The organism is Polynucleobacter sp. 15G-AUS-farblos (assembly GCF_018882445.1).
GTDB lineage: Bacteria > Pseudomonadota > Gammaproteobacteria > Burkholderiales > Burkholderiaceae > Polynucleobacter.
Genome location: NZ_JACVOM010000001.1, coordinates 415,482 through 431,056, shown reverse-complemented (window position 1 = coordinate 431,056; position 15,575 = coordinate 415,482). Strand labels below are relative to the sequence as shown.

Below are 15,575 nucleotides of genomic sequence, written 5' to 3'. Positions count from 1 at the left end.
CCAGAAAATAAAAAATGCGCTTTGATGTCGTGACCTTATTTCCGGAGATGTTCTCTGCACTCACGCAGTGGGGCATTACTGGTCGCGCGTGTGAGCAATCTCTAGCTAGTGTTCACTTGTGGAATCCACGCGACTTTTCTTCCGATACCCGTAAGACAGTGGATGATCGCGCTTATGGCGGGGGTCCAGGCATGGTGATGATGGCAAAGCCACTCGAAGATACGCTTGGGGGTATCAAAGCAGCACATCAGGCTGCAGGGCTTAAAAGTGGCCCTGTTTGTCTTCTGGCGCCCCAAGGGGAGCGTTTTTCACAAAAAATAGCTGGAAATATCCTGGATTACGGCAATATCAGCTTTATTTGCGGTCGTTATGAGGCAGTTGACCAACGTTTTATTGATCGTAATGTCGATTTGCAGCTTTCGGTCGGCGATTTTGTGCTTTCAGGGGGTGAAATACCCGCTATGGCCATCATGGACGCGGTTATTAGGCTGATTCCAGGGGCTTTAGGGGATGGCGAATCTGCAGCCCAAGATAGCTTTATGAATGGCCTTTTAGACTATCCACACTACACGCGACCCGAAATATATGAAAATTTATCCGTCCCAGACGTGCTTTTGGGCGGACATCACGCTAAAATAGCGGATTGGCGTCGGCAAAAGTCTTTGGAGCTGACGTTCAAGCTAAGGCCAGATTTAATTGAATCTGCCAGAGCAAATGGGTTGCTAACCCGAGAAGATGAACAATTTCTTCGCTCGCTGTAAATACTTTAAGTAAAGCGCAGTAGTGAATGGGTGGTTTGGTTTTTGGTTTAGTGAAATTGTTTTAACTGCATCCTCTGTTAGGTCCGTTGATTTATATCTCGGGATTAAACGCTAACAAGATGTTTAAGGATTAAAAATGAATTTGATCGAAAAAATTGAGCAAGAAGAAATTGCTCGCTTAAGTGCTAACAAAACTTTGCCAAGCTTTGCGCCTGGCGACACAGTTGTAGTTAGCGTAAACGTAGTTGAGGGTACACGTAAGCGTGCTCAGGCCTTTGAAGGCGTTGTGATTGCTAAACGTAATCGCGGACTCAATTCCAGCTTTATCGTGCGTAAGATTTCTTCTGGTGAAGGCGTTGAGCGTACTTTCCAAACTTATTCACCATTGATCGCTAGCGTTGAAGTGAAGCGTCGCGGTGATGTACGTCGCGCTAAGTTGTACTACTTGCGTGATCGTTCTGGTAAGTCAGCACGTATTAAAGAAAAGTTGCAAGCTCGCACTAAACCAGTAGCTGCTCCAGCTGCTGAGTAAATTGCCTTGCTGCACAAGAAAAGGCGGCCTCGGTCGCCTTTTTTGTTGCCTTAGAATATAACTATGTCCAAGATCCCAACCCCCGAAGAAGATGCAATCAATGTAGCTGCACCTCCTGGGTTTGATGCACGAGCAGTTCCGGTTCATGCTGTTTGCTCTGATCAAGTGAAGGTCTCTCCAGGGATTTTGGCGCCCGAAGTATTGCGACAACGTTTTCAGGCGCCTCCAATTTGGGAGCCTGAAATTACCGATGAAAGTCGGCAAGTGATGGTGGCTGACATTATTGCTAAACGTCAGGCTGCAGGCAAGATAACTGAGGCGGCTGTTTTGATTCCTTTGTTGCTAAAAGAAGATGGCTTATCAGTTTTATTAACCCAGAGAACGAATCATCTGCGTGACCATGCCGGGCAAATTAGTTTTCCGGGTGGCAGGATGGATCCTGGAGATGCGGGTCCTAATGACACGGCCTTGCGTGAAAGCGAAGAGGAAATTGGTTTGGAACGTAGTCGTGTTGAGATAATTGGGCATATGCCTCAATACCTCACAGTTTCTGGATACAGTGTGACCCCTGTGGTTGGCTTGGTTCAAGCTCAGGCAGAATACGTATTAGATGAGTTTGAAGTGGCTGATGTTTTTGAGGTTCCCCTACAGTTTTTGATGGATCCAGCCAATCATCAAGTAAGGATGTGGCAAAGTGAGCAGGGTAGCCGCCGTTTTTATGCGATGCCCTACGAAAATCGGTTTATTTGGGGCGCCACTGCCGGAATGTTGCGTAACCTTTATCATCTATTAAAAGTATGACTTTCTTTTCCATTCTCTTCGCCCTCATTGCCGAGCAATATCGCCCGGTAACCTCTAGCCATTGGATCGCTCGCATGAGTGCTCGTTGGTTGGATTGGGTCGCTGGTGAATTCGGCGGCAAGACAGAGGCAGGTGCAAGTCCAGTTGGCGCACGCATGGCTTGTATGGTGGCATTTATTCTGCCGACCTTTTTAGTGTTTGTGATTTATGTAGTTTGCATGGTGACCTATCCCGTTTTAGGTTTCATCTGGAACATCATCATTGCTTATCTCTTTTTTGGATTTCGTCAGTTCAGTCATTCATTTACTTTGGTACATGAGGCAATCGAGAGTCATGATCTGCCTGCAGCACGCGCCGCACTCGGTGAATGGTATGGACCAGAGTTAGATACCTCTAACCTGACAGAAACTGAAGTGATTTCTTTAGCGTTAGAGCGTGCGATTATTGGTTCGCATCGTCATGTCTTTGGTGTGCTCTTTTGGTTCTTGATGCCAATGGGCCCAGCTGGAGTTGTCTTATACCGTTTAGCTGATACGGCGGCACAGCGCTGGTCTGAGCGTGGTGACTTTAACCTCAGTGAATCTGCGCGCCATTTCTTCTACGTATTGGATTGGATTCCTGCACGTATTACTGCCATGGGCTTTGCCATTGTGGGTAATTTTGAGGGCGCCGTCTATGGCTGGCGTTACCTTACTCAGAAATGGGGCGATTCATTGTCATGTGTAATCCTGGCTTCTGGTAGTGGTGCACTTGGTGTTCGCCTGGGTGAGCCCTTAAGCGAACCCGATAGCGATGAAGCTTTGCGTATGGCTGAGGCTGGTGAGCCTTTGGTCTATGAAGTAGGTATGGAGCCTACTGAGCGCACCATGCGTTCTGCTGTCGGTTTGGTATGGCGTTTGGTTATCGCTTGGATGGCTTTGTTGCTAATGCTGACCATCGCTGTTTGGCTTGGCTAATACCCTGTAATTGCGTATCCGCTGTTTTTGAATCTGAACGCAGCTGCCTGAATAGCGCCAATCTCTCTGGCGCTATTTCATTTCTTTCTACCGCTTCTCGAACTGCACAGTCAGGCTCAGCTTGATGGGCGCAATTATGAAAACGGCATTTACCTAAGAGATCTTTAAATTCTCTAAAGGCATGCTGTAGTTCACTCACAGACATGTGAGCTAAACCAAATTCCTGAAATCCAGGAGAGTCAATCAGAGCGCCTAATCTCCCGCTTGCATCACGCCCCCACGATTCTGGTAACTCAAAGTAACGACAGGCAGTCGTGGTGTGTTTACCAGTATCTAATCGCACAGAATATTCTTGAGTGAGAGCTGCAGCATTAGGTACCCAGGCATTTAATAAGCTGGACTTACCCATACCTGATTGGCCAACAAAAACAGATACTTTGCCTTGTAGGGCGGGTCGCAATGCATCAATCGATTCAGCATCAAATTTTGCTGAGACTTCACTTACCGGGTAGCCCATGCGGACGTAGGGTTCAATGATTTTGCGCGCATGCACTATGTTATCTTTTAGATCACTTTTGTTCAGCAAAATGTGCAAGCCAATTTGGTTTGTCTCAGCAGCAACCACCGCCCTTCCCAATAGGTCGGGTGAAAATGCAGGCTGGGTTGCCAGCACTACCAAAATCTGATCAACGTTAGATGCAATCAACTTGCTTTTAAATGCGTCGGAGCGATAGAGCAAATTTTCTCTCGGTTGAATTTCTACAATGCGCGCCTGATCAGCGGAGGTGCTCTCAAGCAATAATCGATCACCTACTGCACCAACATGCTGCTTGGCTGGTGTGCTCACCTGAATCAGTTCATCACCAAGAATCTGATTACCAAGAGCATCCTTAGTAATCCGTTGCGCTAAATAGTGTCTTCCATAAGAAGCTGTCAGTAGCGCAAGAAATGAATCCATATTCTCTAGTGAAAGCGCTGCAAATTGGCAATACGCAAGGGAGCAGGGGGATGTGAACTATAAAATGCGGTATACAGAGGATCTGGGGTCAAGGTCGATGCGTTGTCTTGGTAGAGTTTGACCAAGGCTGAGATCAAATCTTTCGCTGATGATTTTTCTGCAGCAAATCCATCGGCCTCATATTCATGTTTACGCGAGGCTAAGCTGGATAAAGGGGTAAAGAAAAAGCTAAATACGGGTGATACCAACATAAAGAGTGTCAGTGCCAGACCGCCGTTATATCCATTTAAGTTAGGCAGGACGCCTAGGTTGGTATAGAACCACACCTTGGTGCTAATCCAACCTAGTAATGCAAACATACCGAAGCTCAGAGCAAAAGAGACCAGGAGACGCTTACGAATATGATTGCATTTGAAATGCCCTAGTTCATGGGCAAGCACAGCTTCCACTTCGCCTGGATTGAGTTTTTCAATCAATGTATCAAAAAATACAATGCGCTTCGCTTTACCCATGCCAGCAAAAAATGCATTGCCATGAGCACTTCTTTTGCTACCATCCATCACAAACAAGCCTTGGCTTGCAAAGTCACAGCGCTTTAGTAAAGCTTCAATTTGAGTTTTGAGTGGACCATCATCGAGTGCGACAAATTTATTAAACAAAGGCGCAATAAAGCTTGGGAAAATCCACTGCATTAATAAACTAAAAGCGGTCAGAACACCCCAAGCCCAGAGCCACCAAAAGTCACCAGCCTTAGCCATGAGAGTAAGGATGACCCATAGCAAGGGAACGCCAATCGCACCGCCAACCCCAATGCCCTTCACCATATCGCTAAAGAATAATTTTTTGTTCATGCGGTTAAAGCCAAAACGTTCTTCTAGATAAAACTGCTTGTACCAAGAAAAGGGGAGGTCAAGAATTCCGGAGATCAGCACAACCGATATCAAGAGGGCCATTTGCTGAGGAATACCAGCACCCAATAGTTGAAGTAAAGCTAGATTGAGAATCTCTAAACCACCCAATAAGGTGAAGGTAATGAGAATAATGGCGCTTACGCCATTTTCTAAAATGCCCAAACGTAATTTGGCAATGGTGTAGTCAGCTGCTTTTTGATGTTCCGCTAAAGTGACTTTTTCAGCGAATTCGGCTGGCACGCTATCGCGATGTTGTGCCACATAACGAATTTGACGTTGAGAAAGCCAGTGGCGTAGGCCAAAACTAGCAATAAAAGCAATGAGAAAAATAATAGTGAAGGTCATGAGGTCATTATATTTGTAAATCTATCAATCCTGACTTAAGCGGTAGCTTTAGTCGCCATGTCAAATAGGATGGTTTCTCAAGACTTGGCTGGGATCCTCTTGGGTTGATCCATAGAAGGTCAAACGATGGCAATAAAAAGGCCATTGAGAGCCTATAAATACAATAAGTTCAGCCCATATTAGAATCTAACCCTATAAAAATTGTTGCTAATAAATGCCTGTGCTTGGAAAGTTATTGTTTAGGGTTATTCTGCTCTAGCTTACTGAGGCCAAAAATGAATCCAAATGAAGTCCATTAAAAAGTACCATCACCCTAGAGCAATATGAAATACAACTTACAACTGACTTTTCAATACGGCCTTACTATTTTTTTAAGCGCCTTTTTATTGTTCCAGGTGCAGCCACTAATTGGAAAAATGATCCTGCCATGGTTTGGTGGTTCGGCATCGGTTTGGACAACCTGCATGCTGTTTTTCCAAGCTACCTTGCTGTTTGGTTATGTCTATTCGCATTGGATTGTGAAAATGCTAAGCCCTTATCGGCAAAGTATCTTGCACATTGCGCTGCTATTGATTAGCTTATCTTTGCTCCCTCTAACTGCTAGTGAGATATGGAAGCCTACCGGCAGCGAAAATCCTACCCTTCAAATTCTGGGCCTTTTATTTGCTTCGATTGGTTTACCTTATTTCGTGCTTTCTACAACTGGTCCATTGATTCAGGCCTGGTTTGCACGTGAGCGTACAGGCGGCATTCCATACCGCTTATTTGCCTTGTCTAATTTTGGATCCATGCTGGCTTTGCTGGCTTACCCGATTGCATTTGAGCCAATGCTGCCAACTCAGTGGCAATCGTATTGCTGGTCTGGGTTGTATGTGGTGTTTGTATTGACCTGCGCAATCTTGGCATGGCGCAATCGTCATAGTATTGCCCTCATAGAAGCAGAAAAAGAGTCAGCTCCTGCACCCTCTGCTTCTCGTTTAATGATATGGATATTGTTGGCGGCATGTCCATCCATATTAATGGTGGCAGACACTAGCTTCTTAACTGAAAATATTGCCCCTGTCCCGATGATTTGGGTTGCACCATTAGCTCTTTATTTACTCTCTTTCATTATTTGTTTTGAGGGTAGCGGTTGGTATCAGCGGAAGTTATTTCTACCCTTACTGGTAGCGGCGCTCTTTATTCTGGCTTACTTGCCAACCTTGGGCTTAAACGAATTGCCAGTGATTGTTTCTACGGGCATCAATTTGTTTTCATTCTTTGTTGTTTGTATGGTCTGTCACGGCGAGCTAGCATCCCAACAGCCTAACTCTCGCTATTTAACAACTTATTACTTGATGTTGGCGGTAGGTGGTGTGATGGGCGGCTTTTTTGTAGGCATCATTGCGCCATATTGGTTTACTGAAAACTACGAGTTATCAATCGGTATTGTATTAACAGGAATCGTCGTTGCCTTGGTCTTTTTATCCAATGCGCAATTTAAAAATATCCAATTAAAGATCGCTGCGGTTACAGGAATCGCCTCTTTTCTAGTGCTCATTAGCGTGATTCGCATTGGCGATCATTCACACGATATTGCTGGCATTGAGTTGAGTCATCGAAATTTTTATGGCACCTTAAAAGTTTATATAGATCAGGCTAATGGCTATAAAACAATGCAACATGGCCAAATTAGCCATGGCAATCAATTTATTGATCCTGCAAAAGCGCAAGAGCCGACCACCTACTATGTTCGTGAAAGTGGTGTTGGCCAGGCCATCTTGGTTAAATCTCAATCTAGTCAGCCTATAAAAGTAGGTGTAGTAGGTTTGGGTGTTGGTACCTTGGCTGGTTATGCACGCAAAGGGGATCAATACCGCTTTTATGAAATTAATCCCCAAGTGATTGATGCTGCTAAAAAGCACTTTACTTTTTTATCTAAGAGTCCTGCCGACATCGAGTATGTTTTGGGTGATGCGCGCTTACAATTAGAGCAGGAGCCAAATCAACAGTTTGATGTTCTTGTAATCGATGCTTTCTCGGGCGATTCTGTTCCGATTCATTTACTTACCCAAGAAGCATTTACTCATTACTTTAGGCATTTAAAGAGCGATGGCATTTTGGCATTGCACATTACAAATCGCTTTCTAAACTTGAGCCCAGTTATTAAAACTGCCGCAAATACATTTAATCAAGATGTCAAATTAGTAAGCTTTGCTGCCTCAAAAACGAAGGTAGGCTATCGTTCTGAATGGGCGCTAATCAGTAAAGATAAGAAGGCTTTTCGGGATATTCAATTCATTAACGCGCAAGAGATCGAAGATCCTAAGGGTTTTACCGTGTGGCGCGATGATTACAGTAGTCTCTTATCAATCATTAAATGAAAACAGGTATGAGCGAACAACCAAATACTAGTAGCCCTATTGCTCCAAAGACTGCCCCAGCAAGCGAACATTTGATCTGGGTGGATATGGAGATGTCAGGCTTAAACCCAGAAACTGAGCGTATTTTAGAGATTGCCATCATTGTCACTGATGCCCATCTCAATACCATCGCAACTGCACCGGTTTGGGTGGTTCATCAGGAGGATTTAGTTCTGGATGCCATGGATGCTTGGAATAAAGGTACCCATGGACGTTCGGGTTTGATTGATAAGGTAAAAGCATCAACTCAAGATGAGGCGACTGTCGAGGCCGAGTGTATTGCTTTTTTAAAGCAATATATCAAAGCAGGTATAGCTCCCATGTGTGGCAATACGATCGGTCAAGATAGACGCTTCATGGCTAAGTACATGCCAAAACTAGAGGCCTATTTTCATTATCGAAATATTGACGTCTCCACTCTGAAAGAGTTGTGCAAGCGCTGGCATCCAGAGTTAGTCAAAGGATTTACTAAAAATCAGGCACATACTGCCTTGGCCGATATCGAAGAGTCGATTGAAGAGCTGAAGTATTACCGTGAAAAATTTATTGTTCCCTTACCGCAGTAAGTTTTTACTTTTTAATGGCGCTCTTAGGTCTGAATACTTTTATCACGGTTTCATCAGTTTCCATATAGGGCCCACCAATCAGATCAATGCAGTAAGGTACGGCGGCAAAAATGCCAGGGACAATCGATTTACCTTCAGCATCTTTAAGGCCTTCCAAGGTTTCAGCAATTGCCTTGGGTTGGCCGGGTAGATTAATGATTAAAGCAGCATGGCCCTCAATTTCTCGGAGAACAGCGGTTTGACGAGACAAAATCGCAGTAGGAACAAAGTGCAGGCTGATTTGACGCATTTGCTCCCCAAATCCCGGCATTCTGCGGGTTCCTGCCTCTAGGGTAGCCTCTGGGGTGACATCTCTACGTGAGGGCCCTGTGCCGCCTGTGGTGAGGACTAGGTCGCAACCCAAGTCGTCCACGAGCTCAACAATCGTTTCCGTAATGATTTCTGCCTCATCGGCTATTAATCGTTCATGAAAGACGCAGGGGTTGGTCAAGGCCTTTTTGAGCCAAGTCTGCAGGGCAGGTATGCCCTCATCCTGATAAACACCCTTACTGGCTCGGTCGGAGACTGAGATCAAGCCAATTTTGATTTCGTTTGGAGCGCTTCGCTTCCAGGCTTCGGTATGCTTCATGTTTCTATTCTAGCTATTATTAGGGCATGTTTACATATACATCTAACCAGTTCCAAGAAATCGTCGATTTCATGCTTAAAGAAGCCAAAAAAAGAGGGGCTTCGGACGCTGTTGCCGAGATTTCAGAGGGCCAAGGCCTTTCTGTGACCGTTCGCAAGGGTGAGGTTGAGACGATCGAGCAAAGTCTCGATAAACAGGTTGGCGTGACTGTCTTTTTGGGACATCGTCGCGGGAATGCTAGTACGAGTGATTTTTCAAAAGCTTCTCTTAGGGCTACGGTTGAGGCTGCGTACCATATTGCCCAACATACGGCTGAAGATAATTGTGCCGGGCCAGCTGAGCGTGAGTTATTAGAAAAGAAACCTTTAGATCTAGATTTATTTCACCCATGGAATCTCGATTCTGCAGAAGCAGTGGAAATTGCTCGAGCGGCAGAGGGCAGTGCTTTTGCAGTGAGTAAGCAAATTCAAAATAGTGATGGCGCATCTGTATCAGCTCATCATGCCCATTTCATGATGGGGACATCCCACGGCTTTATGGGCGGTTATCCATTTTCAAGGCATTACATTTCTTGTGCGCCTATCGCAACGGAGACTGGAAAACAGGCCAAGATGCAGCGGGATGATTGGTATTCCAGTTCTCGCATTGCTGAGGAGTTGGCTGATCCTGCAGCCATTGGTAGATATGCTGCGCAACGCGCCTTGTCTCGCCTCAATGCAAGATCGCTTACAACCCGTCGCTGCCCCGTCATCTTTGAAGCTCCTCTAGCAGCGGGTTTATTGGGTGGTTTGGTGCAGGCAGTTTCTGGAGGTGCGCTGTATCGCCGCTCTAGCTTCTTGCTCGATAGCCTGGGTAAGCAGGTGCTACCAAAACACATCAGCCTATTTGAAAATCCACATCTGAAATCCATGACTGGAAGCGCGCCTTTTGATGAGGAAGGTGTTAAGACCTCTGCTCGTACAGTTGTAGATAAGGGAATCTTAGAGGGATATTTTTTATCCACCTATTCAGCGCGTAAATTGGGAATGAAGACCACGGGCAACGCAGGTGGTTCACACCATTTAACAATCCATAGCAAAAAAACGCCTAAGGGTGGTTTGCCTGCCTTACTGAAAGAGATGGGTACTGGCCTATTGGTAACAGAGCTTATGGGGCAGGGCGTGAACTATGTGACTGGGGATTATTCTCGGGGCGCGTTTGGCTACTGGGTTGAAAATGGTGAGATTCAATATCCAGTAGAAGAATTTACGATTGCTGGAAACTTGCGCGATATGCTGATGGATATCCAGATGATTGGAAGTGACACACTGATTCGAGGAACTAAAGAAACGGGTTCCATTTTGATTGGTTCAATGACCATCGGCGGTAAATAAGATAGGCATCTAAGAGATTGGGGAGATTGAAATGCAAAGACGTTCCTTTTTAAAGAAAGCGACTATAGGCGCAGGAGCTGTAGCCCTAGCTGCACCAGCCATTGGGCAAAATTTGCCAACCCTTAATTGGCGTTTAGTGTCGAGCTTCCCCAAATCGCTAGACACCTTATACGGCACCCCTGAAATCTTTGCTAATGCGCTACGCAAAGCGACAGATGGCAAATTTAATATCAAAGTATTTGCTGCTGGTGAAGTAGTGCCAGCGCTGCAGGTATTAGATGCGGTTCAAAATGGCACTGTAGAGTGTGGTCATACTGCTGGTTATTACTACCTAGGAAAAAATAGCGCCTTTATTTTTGATACTGCTGCACCTTTTGGTATGACTGCCCGTCAACAGTCTGCTTGGATGCTGCATGGTAATGGCATGAAGTTAATGCGCGAGCTGTATGCCAGCTATAACATCGTCAATTTTCTGGGTGGACAAACTGGTACTCAAATGGGCGGCTGGTTTCGTAAGGAAATTAAATCCCCTGCAGATTTAAAGGGCCTGAAATTTCGGATTGCTGGCTTTGCTGGGCAAGTATTAGCTAAATTGGGCGTCGTCCCTCAACAACTTCCTGCAGGTGAAATTTACTCAGCATTAGAGAAGGGTACGATTGATGCCGCAGAATTTGTTGGCCCCTATGATGATGAAAAATTAGGTCTAGCAAAGGTAGCAAAAAATTACTACTACCCCGCATTTTGGGAAGGCGCAGCAGCACTCTCTTTCTTGGTCAATAAAAAGCAATGGGATTCTTTACCCCCTTCTTATCAGGCCGCCTGGGAAGCCGCCGCCATTATGGCGCACCACGATATGTGTGCTAAATACGATGCCCTAAATCCCCCAGCACTCCAGCGTCTTGTGCAAAACGGCGCAGTCTTACGTAAATTCAATTCTTCAGTACTCGATGCTTGTTTTAAGGCGGCGGAAGAGACTTATGCAGAAGAGTCTGCGAAGAACCCTCAGTTCAAGAAGATTTTTGAGGACTATCGCGTCTTTAGAAATATGGAAGCGCAATGGTTTGGTTTGGCTGAAGAGGCCTTTGCCCAATATAGTTTTAGTAAAAAACTATAAGGCAGAAAAATCCTCAATGTAAAAAGGCTCCTGAGGAGCCTTTTTTATTTACGCTGTAGCGTCAGAAAGTGAAAGGTGATATCACCTTCAGAGCCGGGGGTACGTTCAATCTCATCCCATTCCTCAGGTTTAGGAACCTGAAAGAAGGTGTCGCCACCATCAACATCCATATCGATTTCAGTAATATAAAGTTGATCTGCTTTTGGAAAAGCCTGTGTAAATAATTGCTCACCACCAATAACAAAGACGCGCGGGGTATCGCTAAGACGGTTAAGTGCCTCATCTAAAGACCCGGCCAATTCAGCGCCTGTTAGAGTGAGATTGGCATTGCGACTAACCACAATATTGCGACGCCCTGGCAGTGGACGGCCAATGGATTCCCAAGTTTTACGTCCCATGATGACAGGAAAACCCATCGTCACCCGTTTAAAGAATTGCAGGTCTGCAGAAATCTTCCAAGGCATTTGATTGTCGCGACCAATAACATGGTTACGCGAGCGCGCCACAATCATAGAAATAGCTGGTTGAGTCATGTAAAGGTTTTCTTAAATAGCGACCGGCGCCTTAATGTGTGGATGAGATTCGTAGCCGGTAATTTCAAAATCTTCAAACTCGTAATCAAAAATAGAATCCGGTTTGCGCAAAATATTCAGCTTAGGTAATGGGAAGAAATCACGAGAGAGCTGCAGGTCTACTTGCTCAAGGTGATTGCTATAAAGATGACAATCGCCGCCCGTCCAGATAAAGTCACCTACTTCGAGATTGCATTGCTGGGCAACCATGTGCGTCAGCAGGGCATAGCTGGCAATATTAAAAGGAACACCTAAAAAGATATCGGCGCTACGTTGATATAACTGACATGACAATTTGCCGTCAGCTACATAAAACTGAAAGAAGGCATGACATGGCGCTAAAGCCATGCGCGGAATATCTGCTACGTTCCAAGCAGAAACAATAATGCGTCGGGAATCAGGATTTTTCTTGATTGTGTCGATGACTTCGGCAATCTGATCAATGTGCTGTCCATTGGGCGCAGGCCAAGAACGCCATTGATATCCGTAGATGGGGCCTAACTCGCCATCGGGTGCTGCCCATTCATTCCAGATCGATACGCCGCGTTCCTTGAGCCAATTATTATTGGTGCTACCTTTGAGGAACCAGAGTAATTCATAAATGATGGATTTCAGATGCAACTTCTTAGTGGTCACCATTGGGAAGCCTTCAGCCAGATTAAAACGCATCTGGTGGCCAAATACCGAGATCGTTCCAGTGCCAGTTCTGTCCGACTTTTGGACGCCTTTGGCAAGGACTTCTTTCATGAGATCGTGATATTGGCGCATAAGAAAATTGGCTAAAAATTAAAGGTTATCCGATAGCTTACTCGAATGTGGGTGACTTCACCCCGAGGACCTTGTGAAGCTTAGGAGAGGTGGTGGTGTATTGCAGTTGGATCTGTTTTTCAGGGTTGAGGTACTCAGCTGCAGCAAAGGCGGCTAAGGCTGCCTCATGAAAGCCTGAAAGAATCAATTTTTTCTTGCCGGGATAGACGTTAATATCGCCCACGGCATAAATTCCTGGAATACTGGTTTGAAACTTTTGGGTATCAACCGTAATTTGCTTGCGATCAATCTCAAGTCCCCAATCAGTAATAGGGCCTAACTTAGGTGAGAGACCAAAAAAAATCAGGAGATCATCTAGTGTGATGAGTTGAGGTTTACCGTCAACATCTTTGAACACGACTTCAGTGAGGCGATCATCGCGGGTCTCATAGCCCGTAATTTGACCAATGAGTAAGCGCATCTTGTTAGCAGCGCAAAGTTCACGCATCTTAGTAATTGATTTTGGCGCTGCTTTAAAGTCATCACGTCGATGAATTAAGGTGACACTGGATGCAATATCGGCAAAATGTAAGGCCCAGTCTAAGGCGGCATCACCACCGCCACAAATCACTAGATTCTTATTGGCAAATTGCTCGGGATGTTTTACTCGATAGAACACTTGCGAATCATTAAAGACGTCTAAGCCCTCGAGGTTGAGGACGCGAGGCTGAAACGCGCCAACGCCTGCGGCTATGAAGATAGTTTTGCTTAGAAAATGTTCATCCTTGGAGGTGCTTACTAAAAAGCGTCCATCAGCTTGCGGCTTTAATTCCGTGACTTCTTGGCCAAGATGAAATTGAGCGCCAAATGGCTCAATCTGCTTTAGGAGATTTTGGGTAAGCTCACGTCCTGTACAAACTGGGATCGCAGGGATGTCATAGATTGGTTTGTCTGGATAAAGCTCGATACATTGGCCGCCTATTTCAGGCAAGGAATCAATGACATGCGCCTTGATCTCTAGCAGGCCTAACTCAAAAACTTGAAACAGACCCACGGGGCCGGCACCAATAATGAGTGCATCGATTTGAATGGGGGAGTGCAACACAAATTCTCGAAGGGATGGGTGAAGGTTTACTTCACCAACTGATCAAGCTTGTTTTTGACTTCTTTCCATTCGTCAGCATCTGGGAGTGCTGCTTTAGATTTAGTGATCGACGTCCAGCCTGGTGAGAGCTCGGCATTAAGCTTAATAAATACTTGCTGGTCTCCAGGAACATCATCTTCTGCATAAATGGCATTTACTGGACATTCTGGAACGCAGACGGCGCAGTCAATGCACTCATCTGGATCGATTACTAAGAAGTTTGGGCCTTCGCGAAAACAATCAACTGGACAAACATCAACACAGTCGGTGTATTTGCAGCGGATACAAGATTCGGTAACAACGTAAGTCATGATGTTTTATTTCAAGAACCCCAAGCTTGGGGTGTGGGTGGTGAAAACCTGATTTTAGCCGAATTAGCCCATTTTTCAGGCAAAAGACTCAATTTACTTGAGGTAAAGTCTTTCCTATGAATACACAGTCAAATTCCGAATCTGGCGGCTCCAAACCCAAAATCCTCGTTGCTAGGGCTATCTTCCCAGAAGCCTTGGCCAAGCTGGAGGAATCTTTTGAGCTTATTTCAAATCAGGCGGATCGGATCTTCAGTCCTGAAGAGTTGCAAAAAGAACTCGCAAATGTGGTGGGGGCATTAGTTGCTGGAAGTGAGCGCATTGATGCTGCAGCGCTTGCCCATGCAAAGAATCTCAAAGTGGTTGCCAATATTTCGGTGGGATACAACAATTTTGATGTGCCAGCAATGACTGCTGCTGGTGTCATGGCAACTAATACCCCTGATGTTCTCACGGATACCACTGCAGATTTTGGTTTTGCATTATTGATGGCAACTGCAAGACGTATTACGGAGTCTGAGCATTGGGTCAGAAATGGCCACTGGGATAAGTGGTCAATTGTTCATAACCCTCTGGGAATGGATTTACATCACAGCACCATCGGCATTATTGGTATGGGTCGGATTGGTCAAGGCATTGCTAAGCGCGCACTCGCTTTTGGTATGAAGGTGATTTACAACAATCGCAGTCGTCTCTCTGAGGCTGATGAAAAAGCCTGTGGGGCAACTTATGTCTCTAAAGAAGAACTGCTTCGCACTGCGGACCACGTAGTCCTCGTCTTGCCTTATACCGCTGAGAGCCACCATACTATTGGTGCAAAAGAAATTGCTCTCATGAAGCCTACTGCAACTCTAGTCAATATCGCCCGTGGTGGCATTGTGGATGATTTGGCTTTAGCGCAAGCGCTAAAAGAGAAGAAGATATTTGCTGCAGGATTGGATGTATTTGAGGGTGAGCCGCAAGTCAATCCAGAGTTGCTCAAACTCAGCAACGTAGTATTGGCGCCGCATATTGCGAGTGCCACCGAAAAGACGCGTAGAGCAATGGTGGATTTAGCCATTGAAAACTTACGCGCTGCATTAGCGGGTAAGAAGCCACCGAGTTTAATTAATACAGAATTATTGAAGGCTTAGTAAAAGCCAAATTCGCAAACTACGCAAATTACTCCGCGTCGATTTCTTCTGGGAGCTCGCGCAAAGCTAATTCAATTCCACCGAACTTGCCTGCTACCCAGTTGTAGACCTTGCAGGCAATCCACAGTAAACCAAAGCCAAGTAGCGCATTGAGAATTAATGCTGAAAGAACGGTAAATCCTGGAATGGCACCATCGCGAACAAAGGCAACAAAGAGGGCCAATAAAACGATGGGAACTGAGAAACATAGATAAACCAAGACTAAGGTTTTGGCCGTATGCATGGGGTCGAGGAAGACGAGTTCTTTTTTGCTAAGTTTCATGA

Annotated in this window: 17 protein-coding genes; 9 read left to right on the top strand and 8 right to left on the bottom strand. The window is 45.4% G+C overall.

Features of this window, described 5'->3' with window-relative positions; all coding sequences use genetic code 11:
* The first annotated feature begins 14 nt into the window (after positions 1-14).
* From trmD to ICN41_RS02140, 4 genes are all read left to right on the top strand, one after another.
* The gene (gene trmD, locus ICN41_RS02155; protein ID WP_216291149.1) at positions 15-761 is read left to right on the top strand and encodes a tRNA (guanosine(37)-N1)-methyltransferase TrmD; all 747 of its coding nucleotides are present in this window, start codon (positions 15-17) and stop codon (positions 759-761) included.
* Between the two features lie 136 nt (positions 762-897).
* Positions 898-1,293, top strand: a complete 396-nt coding sequence (gene rplS, locus ICN41_RS02150) for a 50S ribosomal protein L19 (RefSeq protein ID WP_216291148.1) — start codon at positions 898-900, stop codon at positions 1,291-1,293.
* 63 nt (positions 1,294-1,356) lie between these two features.
* Positions 1,357-2,094, top strand: a complete 738-nt coding sequence (locus tag ICN41_RS02145; protein WP_216291147.1) for a CoA pyrophosphatase — start codon at positions 1,357-1,359, stop codon at positions 2,092-2,094.
* Complete coding sequence (locus ICN41_RS02140) at positions 2,091-3,050, top strand: CobD/CbiB family protein (protein ID WP_216291146.1); 960 nt, start codon at positions 2,091-2,093, stop codon at positions 3,048-3,050. Before ICN41_RS02145 ends, ICN41_RS02140 begins: the two co-directional genes overlap by 4 nt.
* On the opposite strand, the gene rsgA is transcribed toward ICN41_RS02140, so the two are convergent.
* Together rsgA and ICN41_RS02130 are read right to left on the bottom strand one after the other, a co-directional pair.
* The gene (rsgA, locus tag ICN41_RS02135; protein WP_216291145.1) at positions 2,995-4,008 is read right to left on the bottom strand and encodes a ribosome small subunit-dependent GTPase A; all 1,014 of its coding nucleotides are present in this window, start codon (positions 4,006-4,008) and stop codon (positions 2,995-2,997) included. The genes ICN41_RS02140 and rsgA overlap by 56 nt on opposite strands.
* Positions 4,009-4,013: 5 nt before the next feature.
* Positions 4,014-5,264, bottom strand: coding sequence for a M48 family metallopeptidase (locus ICN41_RS02130; RefSeq protein ID WP_216291144.1), 1,251 nt, complete (start codon positions 5,262-5,264; stop codon positions 4,014-4,016).
* A 323-nt stretch (positions 5,265-5,587) separates the two neighbouring features.
* Here ICN41_RS02130 and ICN41_RS02125 point away from each other — a divergent pair, with 323 nt between their 5' ends.
* Both ICN41_RS02125 and orn read left to right on the top strand, forming a co-directional pair.
* Positions 5,588-7,627 (top strand): spermidine synthase, encoded by a 2,040-nt coding sequence (locus ICN41_RS02125; protein WP_216291143.1) that lies wholly within the window; start codon positions 5,588-5,590, stop codon positions 7,625-7,627.
* The gene (gene orn / locus ICN41_RS02120; RefSeq protein ID WP_370629076.1) at positions 7,624-8,232 is read left to right on the top strand and encodes an oligoribonuclease; all 609 of its coding nucleotides are present in this window, start codon (positions 7,624-7,626) and stop codon (positions 8,230-8,232) included. Before ICN41_RS02125 ends, orn begins: the two co-directional genes overlap by 4 nt.
* Before the next feature lie 4 nt (positions 8,233-8,236).
* On the opposite strand, the gene mog is transcribed toward orn, so the two are convergent.
* Positions 8,237-8,860 (bottom strand): molybdopterin adenylyltransferase, encoded by a 624-nt coding sequence (mog, locus tag ICN41_RS02115; protein ID WP_216291141.1) that lies wholly within the window; start codon positions 8,858-8,860, stop codon positions 8,237-8,239.
* A 26-nt stretch (positions 8,861-8,886) separates the two neighbouring features.
* Here mog and pmbA point away from each other — a divergent pair, with 26 nt between their 5' ends.
* Entirely contained in the window at positions 8,887-10,233 is a 1,347-nt protein-coding gene (gene pmbA, locus ICN41_RS02110) for a metalloprotease PmbA (RefSeq protein WP_216291140.1), read from the top strand.
* Between the two features lie 31 nt (positions 10,234-10,264).
* Entirely contained in the window at positions 10,265-11,347 is a 1,083-nt protein-coding gene (locus tag ICN41_RS02105; protein ID WP_216291139.1) for a TRAP transporter substrate-binding protein, read from the top strand.
* 44 nt (positions 11,348-11,391) lie between these two features.
* On the opposite strand, the gene ICN41_RS02100 is transcribed toward ICN41_RS02105, so the two are convergent.
* The 4 genes from ICN41_RS02100 to fdxA are packed head-to-tail and all read right to left on the bottom strand — an operon-like array spanning position 11,392 to position 14,121.
* Complete coding sequence (locus ICN41_RS02100; protein ID WP_216291138.1) at positions 11,392-11,880, bottom strand: dihydrofolate reductase; 489 nt, start codon at positions 11,878-11,880, stop codon at positions 11,392-11,394.
* A 12-nt stretch (positions 11,881-11,892) separates the two neighbouring features.
* Positions 11,893-12,687: a thymidylate synthase gene (locus ICN41_RS02095; RefSeq protein ID WP_216291137.1), complete on the bottom strand. Its 795-nt coding sequence runs from the start codon at positions 12,685-12,687 to the stop codon at positions 11,893-11,895.
* 37 nt (positions 12,688-12,724) lie between these two features.
* Positions 12,725-13,771, bottom strand: a complete 1,047-nt coding sequence (locus ICN41_RS02090) for an FAD-dependent oxidoreductase (RefSeq protein ID WP_216291136.1) — start codon at positions 13,769-13,771, stop codon at positions 12,725-12,727.
* A 26-nt stretch (positions 13,772-13,797) separates the two neighbouring features.
* Positions 13,798-14,121: a ferredoxin FdxA gene (fdxA, locus tag ICN41_RS02085; RefSeq protein WP_216291135.1), complete on the bottom strand. Its 324-nt coding sequence runs from the start codon at positions 14,119-14,121 to the stop codon at positions 13,798-13,800.
* 116 nt (positions 14,122-14,237) lie between these two features.
* Here fdxA and ICN41_RS02080 point away from each other — a divergent pair, with 116 nt between their 5' ends.
* A complete protein-coding gene (locus ICN41_RS02080; RefSeq protein ID WP_216291134.1) occupies positions 14,238-15,251 on the top strand; it encodes a D-glycerate dehydrogenase in 1,014 nt (337 codons plus the stop codon).
* Positions 15,252-15,279: 28 nt separating this feature from the next.
* Here the strand turns inward: ICN41_RS02080 and ICN41_RS02075 are convergent, their stop codons facing one another.
* Positions 15,280-15,573: a hypothetical protein gene (locus ICN41_RS02075; RefSeq protein WP_216291133.1), complete on the bottom strand. Its 294-nt coding sequence runs from the start codon at positions 15,571-15,573 to the stop codon at positions 15,280-15,282.
* Positions 15,574-15,575 lie beyond the last annotated feature (2 nt).